The 21,989-nt window shown below is 70.8% G+C and carries 22 protein-coding genes; 19 read left to right on the forward strand and 3 right to left on the reverse strand.

Annotation, left to right across the window (positions count from 1 at the left end; genetic code table 11):
• Positions 1-97 precede the first annotated feature (97 nt).
• Complete coding sequence (locus tag ACIBK8_RS20055) at positions 98-922, reverse strand: peptidylprolyl isomerase (RefSeq protein ID WP_399043163.1); 825 nt, start codon at positions 920-922, stop codon at positions 98-100.
• Positions 923-1,102: 180 nt separating this feature from the next.
• Here ACIBK8_RS20055 and ACIBK8_RS20060 point away from each other — a divergent pair, with 180 nt between their 5' ends.
• The 4 genes from ACIBK8_RS20060 to ACIBK8_RS20075 all read left to right on the forward strand — a co-directional run bounded on the left by ACIBK8_RS20060 (position 1,103) and on the right by ACIBK8_RS20075 (position 5,568).
• On the forward strand, positions 1,103-1,816 hold the full coding sequence (locus tag ACIBK8_RS20060) for an MBL fold metallo-hydrolase (protein ID WP_399043164.1): 714 nt from the start codon (positions 1,103-1,105) through the stop codon (positions 1,814-1,816).
• Positions 1,817-1,827: 11 nt separating this feature from the next.
• A complete protein-coding gene (gene hisS, locus ACIBK8_RS20065; protein WP_399043165.1) occupies positions 1,828-3,090 on the forward strand; it encodes a histidine--tRNA ligase in 1,263 nt (420 codons plus the stop codon).
• A 383-nt stretch (positions 3,091-3,473) separates the two neighbouring features.
• Positions 3,474-4,124, forward strand: a complete 651-nt coding sequence (locus tag ACIBK8_RS20070; protein ID WP_399043166.1) for a vitamin K epoxide reductase family protein — start codon at positions 3,474-3,476, stop codon at positions 4,122-4,124.
• A gap of 85 nt (positions 4,125-4,209) precedes the next feature.
• On the forward strand, positions 4,210-5,568 hold the full coding sequence (locus ACIBK8_RS20075; protein ID WP_399043167.1) for a replication-associated recombination protein A: 1,359 nt from the start codon (positions 4,210-4,212) through the stop codon (positions 5,566-5,568).
• Between the two features lie 141 nt (positions 5,569-5,709).
• Here the strand turns inward: ACIBK8_RS20075 and ACIBK8_RS20080 are convergent, their stop codons facing one another.
• Positions 5,710-6,468, reverse strand: a complete 759-nt coding sequence (locus ACIBK8_RS20080; protein WP_399043168.1) for a DUF2470 domain-containing protein — start codon at positions 6,466-6,468, stop codon at positions 5,710-5,712.
• Between the two features lie 185 nt (positions 6,469-6,653).
• Here ACIBK8_RS20080 and rpsD point away from each other — a divergent pair, with 185 nt between their 5' ends.
• From rpsD to nusB, 15 genes are all read left to right on the forward strand, one after another.
• Positions 6,654-7,265, forward strand: a complete 612-nt coding sequence (rpsD, locus tag ACIBK8_RS20085; RefSeq protein WP_393685972.1) for a 30S ribosomal protein S4 — start codon at positions 6,654-6,656, stop codon at positions 7,263-7,265.
• 312 nt (positions 7,266-7,577) lie between these two features.
• Entirely contained in the window at positions 7,578-7,997 is a 420-nt protein-coding gene (locus ACIBK8_RS20090) for a DUF948 domain-containing protein (protein WP_227047037.1), read from the forward strand.
• An 8-nt stretch (positions 7,998-8,005) separates the two neighbouring features.
• On the forward strand, positions 8,006-8,353 hold the full coding sequence (locus ACIBK8_RS20095) for a DUF6167 family protein (RefSeq protein WP_399043169.1): 348 nt from the start codon (positions 8,006-8,008) through the stop codon (positions 8,351-8,353).
• Complete coding sequence (gene alaS, locus ACIBK8_RS20100; RefSeq protein ID WP_399043170.1) at positions 8,353-11,022, forward strand: alanine--tRNA ligase; 2,670 nt, start codon at positions 8,353-8,355, stop codon at positions 11,020-11,022. Before ACIBK8_RS20095 ends, alaS begins: the two co-directional genes overlap by 1 nt.
• Before the next feature lie 13 nt (positions 11,023-11,035).
• Entirely contained in the window at positions 11,036-11,500 is a 465-nt protein-coding gene (gene ruvX, locus ACIBK8_RS20105; protein WP_393686475.1) for a Holliday junction resolvase RuvX, read from the forward strand.
• Between the two features lie 126 nt (positions 11,501-11,626).
• Positions 11,627-13,363, forward strand: coding sequence for an endolytic transglycosylase MltG (gene mltG / locus ACIBK8_RS20110; protein ID WP_399043171.1), 1,737 nt, complete (start codon positions 11,627-11,629; stop codon positions 13,361-13,363).
• A gap of 10 nt (positions 13,364-13,373) precedes the next feature.
• Positions 13,374-14,201 carry a shikimate dehydrogenase gene (locus ACIBK8_RS20115; RefSeq protein ID WP_399043172.1) on the forward strand — a complete coding sequence of 276 codons (828 nt, stop codon included), beginning with the start codon at positions 13,374-13,376 and terminating at the stop codon, positions 14,199-14,201.
• A gap of 134 nt (positions 14,202-14,335) precedes the next feature.
• On the forward strand, positions 14,336-15,520 hold the full coding sequence (aroC, locus tag ACIBK8_RS20120; protein WP_399043173.1) for a chorismate synthase: 1,185 nt from the start codon (positions 14,336-14,338) through the stop codon (positions 15,518-15,520).
• Positions 15,517-16,074, forward strand: a complete 558-nt coding sequence (locus tag ACIBK8_RS20125; protein ID WP_399043174.1) for a shikimate kinase — start codon at positions 15,517-15,519, stop codon at positions 16,072-16,074. The genes aroC and ACIBK8_RS20125 overlap by 4 nt, the downstream gene beginning before the upstream one ends.
• Positions 16,071-17,162, forward strand: coding sequence for a 3-dehydroquinate synthase (gene aroB, locus ACIBK8_RS20130; RefSeq protein ID WP_393685956.1), 1,092 nt, complete (start codon positions 16,071-16,073; stop codon positions 17,160-17,162). Before ACIBK8_RS20125 ends, aroB begins: the two co-directional genes overlap by 4 nt.
• A complete protein-coding gene (gene aroQ / locus ACIBK8_RS20135) occupies positions 17,159-17,626 on the forward strand; it encodes a type II 3-dehydroquinate dehydratase (protein WP_399043175.1) in 468 nt (155 codons plus the stop codon). Before aroB ends, aroQ begins: the two co-directional genes overlap by 4 nt.
• Before the next feature lie 214 nt (positions 17,627-17,840).
• A complete protein-coding gene (locus tag ACIBK8_RS20140; protein WP_399043176.1) occupies positions 17,841-18,740 on the forward strand; it encodes a Pro-rich N-terminal domain-containing protein in 900 nt (299 codons plus the stop codon).
• 80 nt (positions 18,741-18,820) lie between these two features.
• Positions 18,821-19,927, forward strand: a complete 1,107-nt coding sequence (locus ACIBK8_RS20145; RefSeq protein WP_399043177.1) for an aminopeptidase P family protein — start codon at positions 18,821-18,823, stop codon at positions 19,925-19,927.
• 66 nt (positions 19,928-19,993) lie between these two features.
• A complete protein-coding gene (gene efp / locus ACIBK8_RS20150) occupies positions 19,994-20,560 on the forward strand; it encodes an elongation factor P (protein WP_393685949.1) in 567 nt (188 codons plus the stop codon).
• A gap of 2 nt (positions 20,561-20,562) precedes the next feature.
• On the forward strand, positions 20,563-20,997 hold the full coding sequence (gene nusB, locus ACIBK8_RS20155) for a transcription antitermination factor NusB (RefSeq protein ID WP_393685947.1): 435 nt from the start codon (positions 20,563-20,565) through the stop codon (positions 20,995-20,997).
• 270 nt (positions 20,998-21,267) lie between these two features.
• Here nusB and bldD read toward each other — a convergent pair whose 3' ends face one another.
• The gene (bldD, locus tag ACIBK8_RS20160; RefSeq protein ID WP_030278578.1) at positions 21,268-21,768 is read right to left on the reverse strand and encodes a transcriptional regulator BldD; all 501 of its coding nucleotides are present in this window, start codon (positions 21,766-21,768) and stop codon (positions 21,268-21,270) included.
• Between the last annotated feature and the right edge of the window lie 221 nt (positions 21,769-21,989).

Consider the following 21,989-nt stretch of genomic DNA (forward strand, 5'->3'; position numbering starts at 1 on the left):
AACGCCAATCTAGGCGAAGGGCGGTCGGCTGTCCGCATCCAGCACGACCGAAATTACGCGGTGGACACACCGGGACGACGGATCGCCCCGGTCACCGTCAGGACGCGGCAACCGTGGCGCGGTTGATGACGACCGTGGCGTTCGGTGCGGTGTTGCCGGTCTGCGGCTCGGGGGTCGAGCCGGCCGCGGCGATCTTCTTGAGGACGTCCATGCCGCCGGTGATCGTCCCGAACGGCGTGTAGTTCGGCGGCAGCTTGCTGTCCTGGTAGACGAGGAAGAACTGACTGCCCCCGGAATTGCGGGTCTTGTCGCTCTTGCCGTCGTACTGGTTGGCCATCGCGACCGTGCCCGCCGGGTAGACGCCGCCCTTGAGGCGCGGGTCCTTGAGGTTCTCGTCCGGGAGGGTGTAGCCGGGAGTGCCGGCGCCGGTGGCGGTCGGGTCGCCGCACTGGAGGACGTAGATGCCCTGGTCCACCAGGCGGTGGCACTTGCTGTGGTCGAAATACCCCTGTTTGGTGAGGAACGCGAAGGAGTTGACGGTGTGCGGGGCCTTGCCCGCATCCAGCTTCAGGTCGATCTCACCGCAGGTGGTCCGCAGCTTCGCGGAATAGGCGGCCGAGGTGTCGACGGACATTGCGGGCTCCTTCTTCCACTTCTTCTTCGACGGCGCGCCCTTCGCGGGGCGGGCGCACGGGTCGGCCGGCTTCGTGGGGCCGGCGGCGGCCTCGTCGGACGACCGGTCGTTGCCGCCGAGACCGGCCGTCGCGTACGCCGCGGCGCCCGCGGCCACCACCACGGCCAGCGTGGACGCGATGATCACGTTGCGGCGTTTGGCCTTGCGCCGGGCTGCGGCCCGCCGCTGCTGCTGGCGCGCGAACTTCTCCCTGGCGAGCTGCCGCCGCCGCTGATCGCTGCTGACCACCGGTCGTCTCCTTGTCCTGCGCTCCGGTCCTGCCGCGCGCGGGTCGCTCTGGTCTGCCGTGGCCGTACCGTATACGGGTTCGCAACCGCGGGAGTTGCGCCGGTAGGCTCTGGAGCTGCCGAATTGTTCCGGAGCGGCCGAGTGCACGAGCCGCCGCCCCACCGACCTTTAAGGACGAACGTGCTGATTGCCGGGTTCCCGGCCGGGGCCTGGGGGACCAACTGCTACGTGGTCGCCCCCGCCGCGGGCGAGGAGTGCGTGATCATCGACCCGGGCCACCAAGCGGCCCAAGGAGTCGAGGACGCGGTACGCAAACATCGGCTCAAGCCCGTCGCGGTCGTCCTGACCCATGGCCACATCGACCACGTCGCCTCGGTCGTCCCGGTGTGCGGGGCGCACGACGTCCCCGCCTGGATCCACCCCGAGGACCGCTACATGATGAGCGACCCGGAGAAGGCCATCGGCCGGTCCTTCGGCGCGCAGCTCATGGGCGAACTGACCGTGGGTGAACCGGACGACGTCAAGGAACTCACCGACGGCAGCGCCCTGGAGCTGGCCGGCATGGAATTCTCCGTCGCGCACGCCCCGGGCCATACCAAGGGGTCGGTGACGTTCAGGATGCCCGAGCAGGAGGACATTCCGCCGGTCCTCTTCTCCGGCGACCTGCTGTTCGCCGGCTCCATCGGACGCACCGACCTGCCGGGCGGCGACCACGCCGAGATCCTGCAGTCGCTGGCGCGCGTGTGCCTGCCGCTGGAGGATTCCACCGTCGTCCTGTCCGGGCACGGCCCCCAGACCACCATCGGCCGCGAGCGCGCCGGCAACCCCTACCTGCGGGAGCTGGCCGCCGGCCTCGGAGACGGCACAACTGCCCCTCCGCGACGAGGAATGTGACGAGACTTTCCGTGAGCACCTTTCAGGCACCCAAGGGCACGTACGACCTGCTCCCGCCGAATTCCGCGACCTACCTCGCAGTGCGCGAGGCGATTTCCGCCCCGCTGAAGAACTCCGGGTACGGCTACATCGAGACGCCGGGCTTCGAGAACGTCGAGCTGTTCGCCCGCGGTGTCGGTGAGTCCACCGACATCGTGACCAAGGAGATGTACGCCTTCGAGACCAAGGGCGGCGACCAGCTCGCGCTGCGCCCGGAGGGCACCGCATCCGTGCTGCGCGCCGCGCTGGAGGCCAACCTCCACAAGGGCGGCAACCTCCCCGTCAAGCTCTGGTACTCCGGCTCGTACTACCGCTACGAGCGCCCGCAGAAGGGCCGTTACCGCCACTTCTCGCAGGTCGGTGCCGAGGCGATCGGCGCCGAGGACCCGGCGCTTGACGCCGAGCTGATCATCCTGGCCGACCAGGCGTACCGCGCGCTCGGGCTGCGCGACTTCCGCATCCTGCTCAACTCGCTGGGCGACAAGGAGTGCCGTCCGGTCTACCGGACCGCGCTCCAGGACTTCCTGCGCGGCCTCGACCTGGACGAGGACACCAGGCGCCGGATCGACATCAACCCGCTGCGGGTGCTGGACGACAAGCGTGAGTACGTCCAGGAGCGGCTCGTCGGGGCGCCGATGCTCCGCGATTACCTGTGCGAGGCGTGCAAGGCGTACCACGAGCAGGTGCGCGAGCTGCTGACCGCGGCCGGCGTCGCGTTCGAGGACGACGTGAAGCTCGTCCGCGGCCTGGACTACTACACCCGCACCACCTTCGAGTTCGTCCACGACGGCCTCGGCTCGCAGTCGGCGGTGGGCGGCGGCGGACGGTACGACGGCCTGTCCGAGATGATCGGCGGCCCCGCGCTGCCGTCCGTCGGCTGGGCGCTGGGCGTGGACCGTACGGTGCTGGCGCTGGAGGCGGAGGGTGTCACGCTCGACATCCCGGCCGCCACCGCGGTCTACGCCGTGCCGCTGGGCGAGGAGGCCCGCAGGGTGCTCTTCGGGGCGGTCACCGAGCTGCGCCGGGCCGGTATCGCGACGGACTTCGCGTTCGGCGGCAAGGGGCTGAAGAACGCCATGAAGTCGGCCAACCGTTCCGGCGCGCGGCTGGCGCTGGTGGCCGGCGAGCGTGACCTCGCCGAGGGTGTGGTGCAGCTCAAGGATCTGCAGAGCGGTGAGCAGACGCCGGTCGCACTGGACGCCGTCGTCGAGGAGACCAGGCGCGCGCTGGGCTGAGGCCCGCGGACGTACCCGGCACGAGGGCCCGGCGGTGCACCGCACCGTACGGGCCCTTCGTGCGCCGCCGCGACGCCCGTGGGGCGGGACCGGCGTCAAGGCGCTGCACGGGCCGTTCATCCGCGGGGATGGTTCCGGCCCGCGGCGGGCGGGCCCGCGGGAAGCGGCGGGGCCGGAGCGGGCGCCGCACGGGGCCCGGCAACGGCGCCGGTCAGCCGGTGAGCGACGGCTTCCGGGGACGCGGCCTGCCGACGCCGGGCAGTTGTCTTTATGTTCGCCGAACGGATATACGGGCCGCTGTTGGGGCAGAATGTGGGGCGCGACCGCTGCCCGCGGGCCCGCTTGTCCACCCCCACCTCCCAAGGGATCGACGGAACCGCGATATGACGACGACAGCGTTGGACGACGACGTGTCCACCGACGACGACCGTGACCGCGACCGCGGTGAGGGAACCATCGGATCGGGCCGTGGTCTCGCCTGGCTCCTGGTGATCACCGGCGCGCTGGGCATCCTGGCGTCCTGGATCATCACCACCGACAAGTTCGAGTTGCTGAAGGACCCGAACTTCAAGCCGGCCTGCAGCCTGAATCCGATCATCTCCTGCGGCAACGTCATGCAGAGCGCGCAGGCGGAGGTCTTCGGATTCCCGAATCCGCTGGCCGGCCTGATCGCGTTCCCCGTGGTCGTCGCGATCGGCGTGGGCCTGTTGGCCGGTGCCCGCTACCGCCGCTGGTACTGGATCGGCCTCAACGTCGGCAGCCTGCTCGGCACGGTCTTCTGCATGTGGCTGATGTCCCAGTCGCTGTACGAGATCAACTCGCTGTGCGTGTGGTGCACGCTGACCTGGTGCGTCACCCTCCTGATGTTCTGGTACACCACGGTGCACAACATCAAGCACGGCATCATCCCGGCCCCCGCGGGGCTGCGGAACGCGGTGCTGGAATTCCACTGGGTCGTGCCGGTGCTCTGGTACGGCGTGATCGCGCTGCTGATCCTCACCAAGTGGTGGTCGTACTGGAGCTCGCTGATCTGACGGCCGCCAGGCCACGACCCGACCGCTGCCCGGCCGCACCCGCGGCCGGGCAGCGTTGTCAGTGGGGTGGCATAGGCTCTTGAGCGTGGAGCCCGACCTGTTCACCGCCGCCGCCGAAGACCGTCAAGAGAAGGACCCCGCGGGGTCTCCCCTCGCCGTACGGATGCGTCCGCGCACCCTCGACGAGGTCGTGGGGCAGCAGCATCTGCTCAAGCCGGGGTCGCCGTTGCGCCGCCTGGTCGGTGAGGGCAGCGGCGGCCCGGCCGGACCGTCGTCGGTCTTCCTGTGGGGGCCGCCGGGCATCGGCAAGACCACCCTCGCCTACGTCGTCAGCCAGGCGACGAACAAGCGCTTCGTGGAGCTGTCCGCGATCACCGCGGGAGTCAAGGAGGTGCGGGCCGTCATCGACGGCGCCCGCCGCGCCTCGGGCGGTTACGGCAAGGAGACCGTCCTCTTCCTCGACGAGATCCACCGCTTCAGCAAGGCCCAGCAGGACTCCCTGCTGCCCGCCGTGGAGAACCGCTGGGTCACCCTCATCGCCGCCACGACCGAGAATCCGTACTTCTCGGTGATCTCCCCGTTGCTCTCCCGCTCCCTGCTGCTGACCCTCGAACCGCTCACCGACGACGATCTGCGCGGCCTGCTGGCGCGTGCGCTGACCGCGGAGCGCGGCCTGGCCGGTGCGGTGACGCTGCCCGACGACACCGAGGCGCATCTGCTGCGGATCGCCGGCGGGGATGCCAGGCGGGCGCTGACCGCCCTGGAGGCCGGCGCGGGCTCCGCGCTGTCCAAGGGCGAGAAGGAGATCACCCTCCAGACCCTGGAGGAGTCCGTCGACCGCGCCGCGGTGAAGTACGACCGGGACGGCGACCAGCACTACGACGTCGCCAGCGCGTTGATCAAGTCCATCCGGGGTTCGGACGTCGACGCGGCGCTGCACTACCTGGCGCGCATGATCGAGGCGGGGGAGGACCCCCGCTTCATCGCCCGCCGGTTGATGATCTCGGCCAGTGAGGACATCGGTCTGGCCGACCCTTCCGCGTTGCAGACCGCGGTGGCCGCGGCCCAGGCGGTCGCGATGATCGGCTTCCCCGAGGCCCGGATCACCCTCGGCCAGGCCACCATCGCCCTCGCCCTGGCCCCGAAGTCGAACGCCGCCTACACCGCGATAGACGCCGCGCTCGCGGACGTCCGCGCGGGTCAGGCGGGCCTGGTCCCGGCCCATCTGCGCGACAGCCACTACAAGGGCGCCCAGAAGCTCGGCCACGGCCAGGGGTACCAGTACCCGCACGACCTGCCGGGCGGCATCGCGGCACAGCAGTACGCGCCGGACGAGGTCCACGGCAAGCGGTACTACACCCCGACCCGGCACGGCGCCGAGGCGCGTTACGCCGATGTCGCGGAGCGGGTCAGGGCCCGGCTGCGCGGCGAGACGGGCGACTGAGGGACGGGCGGCCGAAGGGCCCGCCGCCGACCTGCAGGGCGGCTGTGGTGCACCGGGCGGACGGCGGACCGTCCCGGGCGGCGGACCGGCCGCGGACCGGTGCCCGCGGCGGCCGTGGCGCCGTCCCGGCGCGGCTCCGGGTCACTCCATGGCGGCGTCGAAGAGCGCGTGCATGGCGCGGCGCAGTTCGGCCACGTCCCGCACCGGCTCGGGAAAGTCGAACCGCGCGTCGAACGACCGCTGGTCGGCGGTGCCGGTGAAGCGGACCCGCAGTCCGAAGCGGTCCAGGGCCACCGGCGCGGCACGGTCCCGCACGCCGCAGAACTCCGCGGCCCGCTCGCCGAGCAGGCTGCACAGCGCGCGTACCTGCTCGCCGTGCGACGCGTCCAGATGCTGCAGCAGCTCCGCTTCGTGGGCCACCAGCGGGTCGGGGGAGGCGTCGGCGAACTCATCGGGCTCGACGGATTCCGCGCCCCACAGATCGTCCACCGCGCACTCGCCGACCTCCAGGCGCAGCATCACCCAGGCCGCCCGACCGTAGAGGCCGGGCGCGGGCTCCGGCTGGAGCGCCTCGCCGATGCCGAGCAGCTCACCCACCGGATGGCGCTCGGCGAGCAGCATCGCGCAGCGGGCCCGGTCGTCGTTGCGTACGGGGGTGAGCCAGCCGGCCACCCATGCCCGTCCACGGATGCGATGAGGCACCGAAACGGGTGCAACATCCGTGATCTCCATCACGGCTGCCAGGTCGTCGTCCTGCGCGTGCGCCGCCGCTCGGGCCGCCGCAGAATCGCCTGGAGCCAGCAATAGCACGTCACCTTCGGGTGTCACGGTGCGACAGACAGGTGCGGAAAGTCCGCTCTCGTCGAGGTCCTCGACTCCGGGGATGCTGAGAGAAGCCATACCATTGGACTCGACGAGAGTTCGTACGCGCTCGGCGGCAGTGGGTCGCTGGGCGTCTTCCACGGGACGCGGCTGACCCGATTCGGTGCTGTGAACGGCACCGGGCAGGGGGATCCCAGGTCGAAACATGCGTTCTCCTCGCGCTAAGGTAAGCCTCACCTAACTTACATGGAGGAACGTTCCACGTGAACCAGTCGCGTCCCAAGGTCAAGAAGTCCCGCGCGCTCGGCATCGCGCTGACGCCGAAGGCCGTCAAGTACTTCGAGGCCCGTCCCTACCCGCCCGGCGAGCACGGCCGTGGCCGCAAGCAGAACAGTGACTACAAGGTCCGTCTGCTCGAGAAGCAGCGTCTGCGTGCGCAGTACGACATCAGCGAGCGCCAGATGGCGCGTGCCTACGACCGCGCTCGGAAGGTCGAAGGCAAGACGGGCGAAGCCCTCATCGTCGAGCTTGAGCGCCGTCTGGACGCGCTCGTCCTGCGGTCGGGCATCGCCCGCACCATCTACCAGGCCCGCCAGATGGTCGTGCACGGCCACATCTCGGTCAACGACCGCAAGGTCGACAAGCCGTCCTTCCGCGTCCGCCCCGGCGACGTCGTGATGGTCCGCGAGCGCAGCCGCGAGAAGCACCCCTTCCAGGTTGCGCGCGAGGGCGGCTACGCCCCCGACGGCGAGACCCCGCGCTACCTGGAGGTCAACCTCCAGGCGCTGGCGTTCCGCCTGGACCGGGATCCCAACCGCAAGGAGATCCCGGTGATCTGCGACGAGCAGCTCGTCGTCGAGTACTACGCCCGCTGATCCAGGCGTAGCCACCCGGCAGCTTCAGCCCGCCGTCTCCCCGCCGTTCGCGGAGGGGGAGGCGGCGGGCTGCTGTGTGCCGGGAACCGGGAGTGCGGCGGCCGGTGGACGTCCGGAACGCCGCCCGGGACACGGAGCGTACGGGAATGCGTGCGGACCGTACGCTCTCCTGGCCGCGTCCCCCGCGGCCCCGCCCGGCGCACCGGAATCGGGGTACGGACGCACAGTCACGGCGCGATAAGGTCGAGGCTGCCGTTCGAGCAGGACGAACCAGACCAGTCGGAGAGTGGTGCCAACGTGTCCGGTGGAGAGGTGGCAGGGATCCTGGTCGCCGTCTTCTGGGCGATCCTCGTGTCGTTCCTCGCCCTGGTGCTGGTGAGGCTCGCGCAGACGCTCAAGGCGACGACCAAGATGGTGGCCGAGGTGTCCGACCAGGCCGTCCCGCTCCTCGCCGACGCGTCGGCCACGGTCCGCTCGGCGCACACCCAACTCGCCCGCGTCGACGCCATCGCCGCCGATGTGCAAGAGGTCACGGCCAACGCCTCCGCGCTCTCCTCGACCGTCTCGTCCGCCTTCGGCGGGCCGCTGGTCAAGGTCGCGGCCTTCGGCTACGGCGTGCGCCGCGCGATCGGCAAGAAGGGCGAGCCGGAGCCGAAGCGCACCGTCGTCGTCGGCCGTACCCTGCCCGGCGCCCGCCGGGGCGGGCGCCGCAACCGTCGCTCCAAGGACTGATCACCGCGATGTTCCGCCGCGCATTCTGGTTCACCACCGGCGCCGCAGCCGGCGTGTGGGCCACCAACAAGGTTCACCGCAAGCTGCGCAGGCTCCAGCCCGACAGCCTCGCGGCGCAGGCCGCGGACAAGGCCGTGGAAACCGGCCACCGGCTGCGTCAATTTGCAGTGGACGTACGCGCGGGAATGGCGGACCGTGAAGAGCAGTTGCACGATGCACTGGGTCTGACCGGGTCCGGCGACCCACGTGAACTCCCCGCATCGCACTACCGCGCGGTGCTCGAAACTCCCCACCGAACCCCGAGAGCAACCGGACCGTCCGGTATTGCCGGACCGACTGGAAATGAGGACCACTGATGGAGTCGGCTGAAATCCGCCGCCGCTGGCTGCGCTTCTTCGAGGAGCGCGGGCACACCGTCGTGCCGTCGGCGTCGCTCATCGCGGACGACCCGACGCTGCTGCTGGTCCCCGCGGGCATGGTGCCGTTCAAGCCGTACTTCCTCGGCGAGGTCAAGCCGCCCTTCGACCGGGCCACCAGCGTCCAGAAGTGCGTGCGCACCCCGGACATCGAAGAGGTGGGCAAGACCACCCGGCACGGCACCTTCTTCCAGATGTGCGGCAACTTCTCCTTCGGCGACTACTTCAAGGAAGGCGCCATCAAGTTCGCCTGGGAGCTGCTGACCGGCTCCCAGGACGACGGTGGCTACGGCCTGGACCCGGAGAAGCTCTGGATCACGGTCTACCTCGACGACGACGAGGCCGAGCGCATCTGGCGCGAGGTCGTCGGCGTGCCCGCCGAGCGCATCCAGCGCCTCGGCAAGAAGGAGAACTACTGGTCCATGGGCGTCCCCGGCCCCTGCGGACCGTGCTCCGAGATCAACTACGACCGCGGCCCGGAATTCGGCGTCGAGGGCGGCCCGGCCGTCAACGACGAGCGGTACGTGGAAATCTGGAACCTCGTCTTCATGCAGTACGAGCGGGGCGCGGGCATCGGCAAGGAGGACTTCGAGATCCTCGGCGACCTGCCCAGCCAGAACATCGACACCGGCCTCGGACTCGAACGCCTGGCGATGATCCTGCAGGACGTCCGCAACATGTACGAGACGGACACCCTGCGCGTGGTCATCGACAAGGCCACCGAGCTGACCGGTGTCCGCTACGGCGCGTCGGACGCCTCCGACGTCTCGCTGCGCGTCGTTGCCGACCACATGCGCACCTCCACGATGCTCATCGGCGACGGCGTCACCCCCGGCAACGAAGGCCGTGGCTACGTCCTGCGCCGCATCATGCGCCGCGCCATCCGCAACATGCGGCTGCTCGGCGCCGACGGCCTGGTCGTCGGCGAGCTGCTGGACGTCGTCATCAAGACGATGGGCCAGCAGTACCCGGAGCTGCTGGAGGACCGCCGCCGCATCGAGACGGTCGCCCTCGCCGAGGAGGCCGCCTTCGTCAAGACGCTGAAGGCCGGCACCAACATCCTCGACACCGCCGTCACGGAGACCAAGGCCACCGGCGGCAAGGTCCTGGCCGGCGACAAGGCGTTCCTGCTGCACGACACCTGGGGCTTCCCCATCGACCTCACCCTCGAAATGGCCGCCGAACAGGGCCTTTCGGTGGACGAGGACGGCTTCCGCCGGCTGATGAAGGAGCAGCGGGAGCGCGCCAAGGCCGACGCCCAGTCCAAGAAGCACGGCCACGCCGACCTGTCCGCCTACCGCGAGGTCGCCGACACCTCCGGTGCCACGGAGTTCACCGGATACCGCGACACCGAGGGCGAGTCCACCGTCGTCGGGCTGCTGGTCAACGGTGCCCCGGCCCCCGCCGCCCACGAGGGCGACGAGGTCGAGGTCGTGCTGGACCGCACCCCCTTCTACGCCGAGGGCGGCGGCCAGCTCGCCGACACCGGCCGGATCAGGCTCGAATCCGGCGCCGTCGTGCAGATCCGTGACGTACAGAAGCCGGTTCCCGGTGTCACGGTGCACAAGGGCGTCGTCCAGGTCGGCGAGGTGGTGCTGGGCTCCGCCGCGTACGCCACCATCGACGTGTCCCGCAGGCGCGCCATCGCCCGTGCGCACAGCGCCACCCACCTCACCCACCAGGCGCTGCGTGACGCCCTCGGGCCGACCGCCGCGCAGGCCGGTTCGGAGAACTCCCCGGGCCGTTTCCGCTTCGACTTCGGCTCGCCGGCCGCCGTGCCGGGCGCCGTCCTCACCGACGTCGAGCAGAAGATCAACGAAGTGCTCTCCCGCGAACTCGACGTGCACGCCGAGGTCATGAGCATGGAGGACGCCAAGAAGCAGGGCGCCATCGCCGAGTTCGGCGAGAAGTACGGCGACCGGGTGCGCGTGGTCACCATCGGCGACTTCTCCAAGGAGCTGTGCGGCGGTACCCACGTCCACAACACCGCCCAGCTCGGCCTGGTGAAGCTGCTCGGCGAGTCGTCCATCGGATCCGGCGTCCGCCGCGTCGAGGCGCTGGTGGGTGTGGACGCCTACAAGTTCCTCGCCCGTGAGCACACCGTCGTCTCGCAGCTGACCGAGCTGGTCAAGGGCCGTCCCGACGAGCTGCCCGAGAAGATCTCGGGTGTCCTGGCCAAGCTGCGGGACGCCGAGAAGGAGATCGAGAAGTACCGCGCCGAGAAGGTGCTCCAGGCGGCTGCCGGCCTCGCCGACGGCGCCAAGGACGTCCGCGGTGTGGCCCTGGCCTCCGGACAGGTCCCGGACGGTACCTCCGCCGACGACCTGCGCAAGCTGGTGCTTGACGTCCGGGGCCGCATCCCGGGTGACCGTGCCGCCGTCGTGGCCCTATTCACGGTGGCCAACGGCCGCCCGGTCACGGTCATCGCCACCAACGAGGCCGCCCGCGAGCGCGGCATCAAGGCCGGTGACCTGGTCCGTACGGCTGCCAAGACGCTCGGCGGAGGCGGCGGCGGCAAGCCGGACGTCGCCCAGGGCGGCGGCCAGAACGCCGCGGCCGTGCCCGAGGCCATCGAGGCCGTCGAGCGGCTCGTCGCCGAGGCGGCCTGACGGCGTGAGTGAGATGCGACGCGGCCGGCGCATCGCCGTGGATGTCGGGGATGCCCGTATCGGGGTCGCCTCGTGCGACCCCGACGGGGTCCTCGCCACCCCCGTCGAGACGGTGCCGGGACGTGACATCCCCGCGGCCCACCGCCGCCTCAAGGCGATCGTCGACGAGTACGAGCCGCTGGAGGTCGTGGTCGGGCTGCCCCGTTCCCTGAATGGGGGAGAGGGGCCGGCCGCGGCCAAGATTCGTACATTCGCCCAAGAGATGGCGAAGAACATCACACCCGTGGCCGTCCGGCTCGTCGACGAGCGGATGTCGACGGTCACCGCCGCACAGGGCCTGCGGGCCTCCGGAGTGCGGAGCAAGAAGGGCCGTTCGGTCATCGACCAGGCTGCTGCGGTGGTCATCCTGCAGAGCGCGCTGGAGACGGAACGGACCTCTGGGCGGCCTCCAGGGGAAAACGTCGAAGTGGGCATCTGATCGCAGTGCGGTAACGTTCCGCGCGATGCGGCCCGCGGTTCGGAAGCCGCGTGTGCAGGAAGAGGCGGGTCGGTAAAGGTAGCGCTGCCGGACAGGAGCGCACCGCCTCTAGGCCCTAGGGGATCGATGACCGAGTATGGCCGGGGCTACGGCTCCGAACCGTGGCACCCCGAAGACCCGCTCTACGGAGACCAGGGTCCTCGGGGTGGCCAGGGGCAGCAGCCCCAGTGGGGCGGACCGGAGTCCGTCCCCTACCCCGAGCAGCAGTACGACGGGGGCTGGGGCGGCGCACAGATAGGGCAGGTGCCGTACGACCCGTACGACCCGTACGGCCCGCCGCAGCACGACCCTTATGGCATAGCCGGGCAGGACCCTTACGGCACCCCGGACGCCTACCCGCCGCCGCAGCCGCGCCATCTGCGTCCGCAGGAACCCCAGCAGTACCCGCACCCGGGGCAGTTCCAGCAGCCGGATCCGTACGCGCAGCAGGGGCAGTACCCGCCGCACGATCCGTACGCGCAGCAGCAGTACCCGCAGGATCAGCAGTACCCGCAGGATCCGTACCCGCAGCACGTCCAGGAGCCCGAGCACTCCGAACCGCCGCAGCACATAGACGGCGGGGGGGAGGACTGGCGGGGGGAGCCGCAGCGGGAGCCGGACCCGGAGCACGCGTTCTTCGCGGATGACCCGGCCGGCGATGACGATGACGAGACCGCGGGCGACCCGCGGGAGAGCCGGCGGGCCACCCGCGAGCGCCGCGGAAAGAAGAACAAACGGCACAGCGGCTGTGCCTGTCTGGTCGTCAGCGCGGTGATCGCCGGCGCCGTCGGAACGGTCGGATATTTCGGCTACGACTTCTACCAGAGCCATTTCGCCAGCGCCCCGGACTTCGAGGGCGAGGGCTCGGGCGATATCCAGGTGGAAATCCCGGACGGCGCCCCCATCCAGCAGATGGGCCAGATCCTCAAACGTGAAGGCGTCGTCAAGAGCGTCGACGCCTTCACGGAGGCGGCGAAGGAGAACAAGAACGGCTCCGGTCTCCAGGCGGGCTCCTATGCATTGCACAAGGAAATGTCCGCGGCAGCCGCTGTCGCATTGATGCTGGACCCGAAGAGCCGTAACGGCCTCACGGTCCGTGAGGGGCTGCGGGCTGAAGCGGTCTACTCGCTCGTCGACGAAAAGCTCGACGTCAAGTCCGGCACCACCGAAGAAGTGGCCAAGAAGGACGTCAAGAGCCTCGGGCTGCCGTCCTGGGCGAGCCAGTCGTCGCAGGTCAAGGACCCGCTGGAGGGCTTCCTCTACCCGTCGACGTACAGCGTGGGCGGGCATGCGAAACCGGCGGACGTACTCAAGATGATGGTCGCGCGCGCCAAGCAGGAGTACGAGAAGTACGACCTGGAAGAGAATGCCGAGAAGCTTCATCTGAAATCGCCGCTCCAGGTGCTCACCGTGGCCAGCCTCACCCAGGCCGAGGGCATCACGCACGACGATTTCCGGAAGATGGCCGCGGTCATCTACAACCGGCTCTCGCCGAGCAATGTGGCGACGAACAAGAAGCTCGAATTCGACTCGACGTACAACTACCTGAAGAAGCAGAGCAAGATCAATATCGGGACGGACGAGATCCGGCATTACGACGACCCGTACAACACGTACTTCTACAGCGGGCTGCCGCCGGGGCCGATCGGTAACCCCGGTGCCGACGCGCTGAAGGCGACCATCAATCCGGATACGTCGCAGAAGTGGATGTTCTTCATCTCGATCGACGGGAAGAAGACGGAGTTCACCACCAATCTCACCGACCACAACAAGCTCGTGAAGAAATTCAACGAGCGGCAGTTGCAGAAGAAGCAGGAAGGCTGAAGGCGGGGCAGTGTCGGACACCAAGCAAGCCGCGGTACTCGGATCACCGATCGCACATTCCCTCTCGCCGGTCCTGCACCGCGCGGCCTACGACGAACTCGGCCTGGACGGCTGGGAGTACGGCCGGTTCGACGTCGACGAGGCCGGGCTGCCCGCCTTCATGGACACGCTGGACGCAGGCTGGGCCGGCCTCTCGCTGACCATGCCGCTCAAGCGCGCCGTCATCCCGCTGCTCGACGCGATCAGTGACACGGCGGCATCCGTCGAGGCGGTCAACACCGTCGTCGTCACCGGTGACGGACGCCGGGTGGGCGACAACACCGACATCCCCGGCATGCAGGCAGCGCTGCGCGAGCGCGGTGTGACGCAGGTCGAGCGGGCCGCGGTACTCGGCGCGGGCGCCACCGCGTCGTCGGCGCTCGCCGCGCTCTCCCGCGTCTGCACCGGCGAGGTCACCGCGTACGTCCGCAGCGCGGCCCGCGCCGACGAGATGCGCGGCTGGGGCGAGCGCCTCGGCGTCGCGGTGCGCACCGAGCCCTGGGACGACGCGGCCCGCGCCTTCGAGGCGCCGCTGGTCATCGCGACCACTCCGGCCGGCACCACCGACGCCCTGGCCGGCGCCGTCCCCGATGCGCCGGGCACCCTCTTCGACGTGCTCTACGAGCCCTGGCCCACGGCGCTCGCCGCCGCCTGGTCGAAGCGTGGCGGCGCGGTGGTCGGCGGCCTCGACCTGCTGGTGCACCAGGCGGTGCTCCAGGTCGAGCAGATGACCGGCAGGTCGCCCGCCCCGCTGGCCGCGATGCGCGCGGCGGGCGAGGCGGCCCTCGCGGCCCGCTGAGCCGCGGCCATCCGCCGCGCCCCGGTTCCGCCGGTGCTTCCGGTCCGATCTCCGGACGGGGCATCGGCCGAGCGGCGCGTCGTGGGAGGATCAGGGGAAGACCGTACGCGGAGTAGCAGTACAGAGGAGCACCGTTGAGCAGGTTGCGCTGGCTGACGGCGGGGGAGTCGCACGGCCCCGCACTGGTGGCGACGCTGGAGGGCCTTCCGGCCGGCGTCCCGATTACCACCGATCTGGTGGCGGACGCACTGGCACGGCGGCGGCTCGGCTATGGCCGCGGTGCCCGGATGAAGTTCGAGCGGGACGAGGTCACGTTCCTGGGCGGTGTGCGGCACGGCCTGTCGCTGGGCTCGCCGGTCGCGGTCATGGTGGGCAACACCGAGTGGCCCAAGTGGGAACAGGTCATGGCCGCCGACCCGGTGGACGAGTCGGTGCTGGCCGAGCTGGCGCGCAACGCGCCGCTGACCCGCCCGCGTCCCGGCCACGCCGACCTGGCCGGCATGCAGAAGTACGGCTTCGACGAGGCCCGCCCGGTCCTGGAGCGCGCCTCGGCACGCGAGACCGCGGCCCGGGTCGCCCTGGGCGCGGTGGCCCGCTCCTTCCTCAAGGAGGCCGCCGGCATCGAGATCGTCTCGCACGTGGTGGAGCTGGCCGCGGCGAAGGCGCCGTACGGCGTCCTCCCGAAGCCCTCCGACGTCGAGAAGCTGGACGCGGACCCGGTGCGCTGCCTGGACGCGGACGCGAGCGCGGCGATGGTCGCGGAGATCGACCAGGCGCACAAGGACGGCGACACCCTCGGCGGTGTGGTCGAGGTGCTGGCGTACGGCGTGCCGGTGGGCCTGGGCTCGCACGTGCACTGGGACCGCCGCCTCGACGCACGTCTGGCGGGCGCGCTGATGGGCATCCAGGCGATCAAGGGCGTCGAGGTCGGCGACGGCTTCGACCTGGCCCGGGTGCCGGGTTCGCAGGCGCACGACGAGATCGTGTCGACGGACGACGGCATCCGGCGCAGCTCGGGCCGCTCCGGCGGCACCGAGGGCGGCCTGACCACCGGTGAACTGCTGCGGGTGCGGGCCGCGATGAAGCCGATCGCGACGGTGCCGCGGGCACTGGCGACGGTGGACGTCACCACCGGCGAGGCCACCAAGGCGCATCACCAGCGGTCGGACGTCTGCGCGGTGCCGGCCGCCGGCATCGTCGCCGAGGCGATGGTGGCGCTGGTGCTCGCGGACGCGGTGGTCGAGAAGTTCGGCGGCGACAGCGTGCCGGAGACCCGCCGCAACGTCCGGTCCTTCCTCGACAATCTGGCGATCAAGTGACGTCGCCCGCCGTCGTCCTGGTCGGCCCGCCCGGAGCGGGCAAGTCGACCGTGGGCGCGCTGCTCGCCGAACGGCTGGGCGTGGGCTACCGCGACACCGACGCGGACATCGTCACCACGGCGGGCAAGCCGATCGCGGAGATCTTCATCGACGAGGGCGAGCCGCACTTCCGCCAACTGGAGCGGGAGGCGGTACGCGCCGCGGTGGCCGGCCATGAAGGTGTGCTGTCCCTGGGCGGCGGCGCGATCATGGACGACGGCACCAGGAAGCTGCTGGCCGGGCTGCCGGTCGTCTTCCTCGACGTCGCCCTCGCCGACGCGGTCAAGCGGGTCGGCCTGGACGCACCGCGCCCGCTGCTCGCGGTCAACCCGCGGCAGCGCTGGCGCGAACTGATGGACGTACGCCGCCCGTTGTACACCGAGGTCGCGCGCGCCGTGATCACCACCGGCGGCCGGACCCCCCAGGACGTCGTCGACGCGGTCCTGGACGCTTTGGAGCTACAGCAGGCGGCGGGCGGGGCACCGCAGGCCGCCAACAGGGAGGAACAGGCATGACGGAGCAGGCCACCCGTATCCAGGTCGGCGGTACGGCGGGCAGCGATCCGTACGAGGTGCTCGTCGGGCGGCAGCTGCTCGGAGAGCTGCCGGGGCTGATCGGCGAGGGCACCAAGCGGGTCGCCGTGCTGCACCCCGAGGCGCTCGCCGCCACCGGTGAGGCGCTGCGCGAGGACCTGGCGTCGCAGGGTTTCGAGGCGATCGCGATCCAGCTGCCGAACGCCGAGGAGTCCAAGACCGTCGAGGTCGCGGCGTACTGCTGGAAGGCGCTCGGGCAGACCGGGTTCACCCGCAGCGACGTGATCGTCGGCGTCGGCGGCGGCGCCACCACCGACCTGGCGGGCTTCGTCGCGGCCACCTGGCTGCGCGGTGTGCGCTGGATCGCGGTGCCGACCACGGTCCTCGGCATGGTGGACGCGGCGGTCGGCGGCAAGACCGGCATCAACACCGCCGAGGGCAAGAACCTCGTCGGCGCCTTCCACCCCCCGGCCGGTGTGCTCTGCGACCTCGCGGCGCTCGACTCGCTCCCCGTCCACGACTACGTCTCGGGTCTCGCCGAGGTCATCAAGGCCGGCTTCATCGCCGACCCGGCGATCCTCGGCCTGATCGAGTCCGACCCGGAGGCGGCCAAGCGCCCCGACGGACCGCACACGCAGGAGCTGATCGAGCGGGCGATCCGGGTCAAGGCCGAGGTGGTCTCCGCCGACCTCAAGGAGGCCGGGCTGCGCGAGATCCTCAACTACGGCCACACCCTGGCGCACGCCATCGAGAAGAACGAGCGCTACAACTGGCGGCACGGCGCCGCCGTCTCCGTCGGCATGGTCTTCGCCGCCGAACTGGGCCGGATCGCGGGCCGGTTGGACGACGCGACCGCCGACCGGCACCGCGCCGTCCTGGAGTCCGTCGGGCTGCCGCTGACCTACCGCGGCGACCAGTGGCCCAAGCTGCTGGAGACCATGAAGGTCGACAAGAAGTCCCGCGGCGACCGGCTGCGCTTCATCGTCCTGGACGGGCTGGCCAAGCCCACCGTCCTGGAGGGCCCGGACCCGGCCATGCTGCTCGCCGCGCACGCGGAGATCGCCGCATGAGCCAGGAGCCGGACGCGCCCCGTACGGCCCGCCGGGTCCTGGTGCTGAACGGCCCCAACCTCGGCCGTCTCGGCTCCCGCGAACCGGACGTCTACGGCGCGACCTCCTACGCGGGCCTGGTGGCGGAGTGCACCAGGCTCGGCAAGGAGCTGGGCTTTGACGCCGAGGTCCGCGAGACCAACGACGAGGGCGAGATGATCCGTTGGCTGCACGAAGCCGCCGACGGATCGATTCCGGTCGTCATCAACCCCGGCGCCTTCACGCACTACTCGTACGGCATGCGGGACGCAGCGGCCCAGCGCACCGCCCCGCTCATCGAGGTGCACATCTCGAACCCGTACGCGCGTGAGGAATTCCGTCACAATTCGGTCATCGCGGCCGTCGCCAGCGGAACGGTCGCCGGATTCGGTATCGGCTCGTACCGCCTCGCGCTGCGCGCACTCGCCGACGAACTCGGCGGCTGACGCGGTCTCCTGGGCACTCCCTGCCGCCCCCGGCCGTTCACACCGCGAGCGCCGGGGGCGGTACCGTTCGTCAGCGGTACCGCGCACGCCCCCGGCCGCGGGGCGGCCAGGCCCGCACCCGCCCGGCCCGCCCGCCGGGCCATGACGTGCCGGACGGCCCGCCCGGCACCCGCGCACCGCACCCAGTCGACCGCACGAGACGGAGAGCCACCGGATGCCGTACGCAGTGGGGGCTCCGCTGCCGCCGCCCCGCAGCCAGGCGCAGGAACTGGGCGCCACCATGAACTGGCCGCCCCACCCCGGTCATTCCCTCCCGCCGGGCCCGCCGCCCGCCCCGGCGCCCGTGGCCCCGCCGCAGCCCGCGCAGCCGGCCCCGGCGCCCGCCAATCCGGGCTGGAGCGGCCAGGCCCCCCCGCAGCAGCCGCCCGCCGCGGACACCACAGGCACCACGGGCAGCGCCGGTGGCACCGGCAGCACCGGGCACATCCAGCTGCCTCCCGGCGCCCCGGTGGCGCTGCCGAGCCCGCAGTCGGGCGCCACGGCACCGGACGCCGCGCACGCCGCGGTCGCCGTGCTGCTCATCGGCCCGGCCGGCGCGGGCAAGACCAGCGTGGCCCGCCACTGGGCCGACAGCCGCCGCGTGCCCACCGCGCACATCAGCCTCGACGACGTCCGCGAATGGGTGCGCTCCGGCTTCGCCGACCCGCAGCAGGGCTGGAACGACCACTCCGAGGCGCAGTACCGCCTCGCCCGCCGCACCTGCGGCTTCGCCGCCCGCAACTTCCTCGCCAACGGCATCTCCTGCATCCTCGACGACGCCGTCTTCCCCGACCGCCCGGTCGTCGGCCTCGGCGGCTGGAAGCGCCACGTGGGCCCCGGGCTGCTGCCGATAGTGCTGCTGCCGGGCCTGGAGATCGTCCTGGAGCGCAACGCACGGCGCAGCGGCAACCGCCGCCTGTCCGACGAGGAAGTGGCCAGGATCCACGGCCGGATGGCCGGCTGGTACGGCTCGGGCCTGCCGATCATCGACAACTCCCAGCACGACGTCGCGATGACCGTCAGGGTGCTCGACGACGTCGTCGCCCGCAGCCTCGCCAGCCCGCCCAGCTGGTAGCCCCGCCGCCCCGGAGGCCGCCCGCCCCGCCCGGCCGCTCCCGAAGGGCCGGGCGCGCCGTCCGCCCGTAAGCTCGGGTTATGTCCGAGCTGTATGCGGCCCGACGCACGCGGCTGCGGGACCGCTGCGCGGCAACCGGAAGCACCGCGGCACTGATCTCGCGTCCCGCCAACGTCCGCTATCTCACCGGCTGCGCGCCATCCGGCGCCGCGCTCCTGATGGGGCCTGCCGATGACGTGCTGCTCTGTGGCGGCCCGCTGAGCGGCGACCCTTCGGAAGGCAGGCCGGCCGACGACGTACGGGTCGAGGTACTGCCGACGCGGGACGGTGATCCGGTGGTGGCAGGCGCGGACCTGGCGGAGAAGGCCGGGGCCGCCGTCCTCGCGGTGGAGGAACACCACCTGACCGTCTCCCGGCACCGGGCGCTGTCCCAGGTCGCCCCCCGGCTGCTGCTGTCGGACCTGGCCTGTGCCGTCGAGGCGCAGCGGCTGGTCAAGGACGACGACGAGATCGCCTGTCTGCGGATCGCCGCGGAGATCACCGACCAGGCGCTCGGCGAACTGCTCGAATCGATCCTCGTCGGCCGCACCGAACGCCATCTCGCCCTGGAGCTGGAACGCCGGCTCGTCGATCACGGCGCGGAGGGTCCTGCCTTCCCCACGTCCGTGGCGGCCGGTCCGCATTCCGGGCGCCCGGGGCATCTGCCGACCGACCGCCGGGTCGAGGAGGGCGACTTCCTGACTGTCGGTCTCGGCGCGAGCTACCGCGGCTACCGCTGCGAGATCGGCCGCACCTTCGTCATCGGGACGGCGCCCGCGGACTGGCAGATCGAGCTCTACGACCTTGTTTTCGCAGCCCAGAGGGCCGGTCGGGAGGCGCTGGCGCCGGGTGTCGAGTGCCGTGAGGTGGACCGCGTGGCCCGTCATGTGCTGGAGTCTGCGGGGTACGGTGAGCGGCTCGGACCGTGGACCGGGCACGGTGTGGGACTCGAAATCGATGAGGACCCTCAATTGTCACCTGCGGCCATGGGTAAACTGGACGCTTGCGTGCCGGTCACCGTCGAACCGGGGGTTCACCTCCCCGGCCGCGGGGGCGTCCGGATCGACGACACACTCGTCGTCCGCCCCGAGGCGGACGGCGGGCCAGAGCTACTCACGATCACGACCAAGGAGCTGCTCGCGCTGTGAGCCGCAGGGCTTGCTGCGAGCGGCTTCGGGGTACCCACCACCTGCAGTCCAGGAGATTCCGCAACCGTGGCTTCCACGAACGACCTCAAGAACGGCCTGGTGCTCAAGCTCGAAGGGGGCCAGCTCTGGTCCGTCGTCGAGTTCCAGCACGTCAAGCCCGGTAAGGGCCCGGCCTTCGTCCGCACCAAGCTGAAGAATGTGCTTTCCGGCAAGGTGGTCGACAAGACCTTCAACGCCGGCGTGAAGGTCGAGACGGCCACTGTCGACAAGCGCGGGATGCAGTTCTCGTACATGGACGGCGAGTACTTCGTCTTCATGGACATGGACACCTACGACCAGCTCATGGTCGACCGCAAGGCCGTCGGCGACGCCGCGAACTTCCTGCTGGAAGGCTTCGAGGCCGTCGTGGCGCAGCACGAGGGCGAGGTGCTCTACGTCGAGCTGCCGGCCGCCGTCGAGCTCGTCATCCAGCACACCGAGCCCGGCGTCCAGGGCGACCGCTCCACCGGCGGCTCCAAGCCCGCCACCCTGGAGACCGGCTACGAGATCCAGGTCCCGCTCTTCATCACCGAGGGCGAGAAGATCAAGGTCGACACCCGCTCCGGCGAGTACCTCGGTCGGGTGAACAGCTAACCGTGGCCGCCCGTAACAAGGCCCGTAAGCGCGCCTTCCAGATCCTCTTCGAGGCCGACCAGCGCGGAGCCGACGTGCAGTCCGTGCTCGCGGACTGGATGCGGCACGCCCGGACCGACCCGCGGCAGCCGCCGGTCAACGAGTACACCCTGGAGCTCGTCGAGGGGTACGCGGACCACATCGGCCGTATCGACGAACTGCTCGACACCTATTCCGTCGACTGGCCGCTGGACCGCATGCCGGTCGTCGACCGCAACATTCTGCGGCTCGGCGCGTACGAGCTGATCTGGGTGGACGCCATCCCGGACGCGGTGGCGATCGACGAAGCCGTGCAGCTGGCCAAGGAGTTCTCCACGGACGACTCCCCGGCCTTCGTCAACGGTCTGCTCGGCCGGCTGAAGGACCTGAAGCCGACCCTGCGGCGCGAGACGCGGTAACGAGGCACACCAGCAGTACCCGAGAAAGGGCCCGGAGCGCGCAGGATGCTCCGGGCCCTTCCGCGTTCCCGAGGGGAGGCGGGCGCGGACGGAGGCGTGCGGGGCGCTGAGGGCCTGCTGGGCGGCCGTGCACCCCGGGGCGGGCTCTCCGCAGGGCCGCAGCCCGGTACGCGCTCAGCCGCCCGTTTCCGCGCCCGCGGTCGAACACGCAAACGTGCCGCCGCTCCGTTCATCCGGAGCGGCGGCACGTGTGCGTACGGGCGGGGCCGATCAGAGGTCGTCGTGGGCGACCGCGCGACGCGCGTCGGCGTCCAGCACACCCCAGCTGATCAGCTGTTCGGTCAGGACCGAAGGCGACTGGTCGTAGATGACCGCGAGGGTGCGCAGGTCGTCCTGGCGGATCGAGAGCACCTTGCCGTTGTAGTCACCGCGCTGGCTCTGGATCGTGGCGGCGTAGCGCTGCAGCGGTCCTGCCTTCTCCTGCGGGACGTGGGCGAGGCGCTCCAGGTCGAGCACCAGCTTCGGCGGCGGCTCGGCGGCGCCGCCCGGAGTCGTGCCCGGCAGCAGCTCCTGCACCGGCACGCCGTAGAAGTCCGCAAGCTCGGCGAGACGCTGCACGGTCACGGCACGGTCGCCGCGCTCGTACGAGCCCACCACCACAGCCTTCCAGCGGCCCTGGGACTTCTCCTCGACACCGTGGAGAGAAAGGCCCTGCTGGGTGCGGATGGCGCGGAGCTTGGCCCCGAGCTGTTTGGCGTATTCGCTGGACATAAAGCTCCCCAGACACCTGATCGATATGCGGCTCCGCCGCCCGGCTGGTAACTCACTGTGAGGTTACGCAGCGTAATCTCACTTCGTCAAGCCGGATGGGTCCGCACCTCACCCGTCGGGGGCGCCGCAGGGCATCCGACCGGCCTTTGGTAGCCTTGCAGAGGTAAATCCGACGTCCTTTAAAGTCCGTCCCGTGAGGCGGAGAAGGGGGTCCGTTTCGT

The organism is Streptomyces sp. NPDC050161 (assembly GCF_044460025.1).
Lineage (GTDB): Bacteria > Actinomycetota > Actinomycetes > Streptomycetales > Streptomycetaceae > Streptomyces.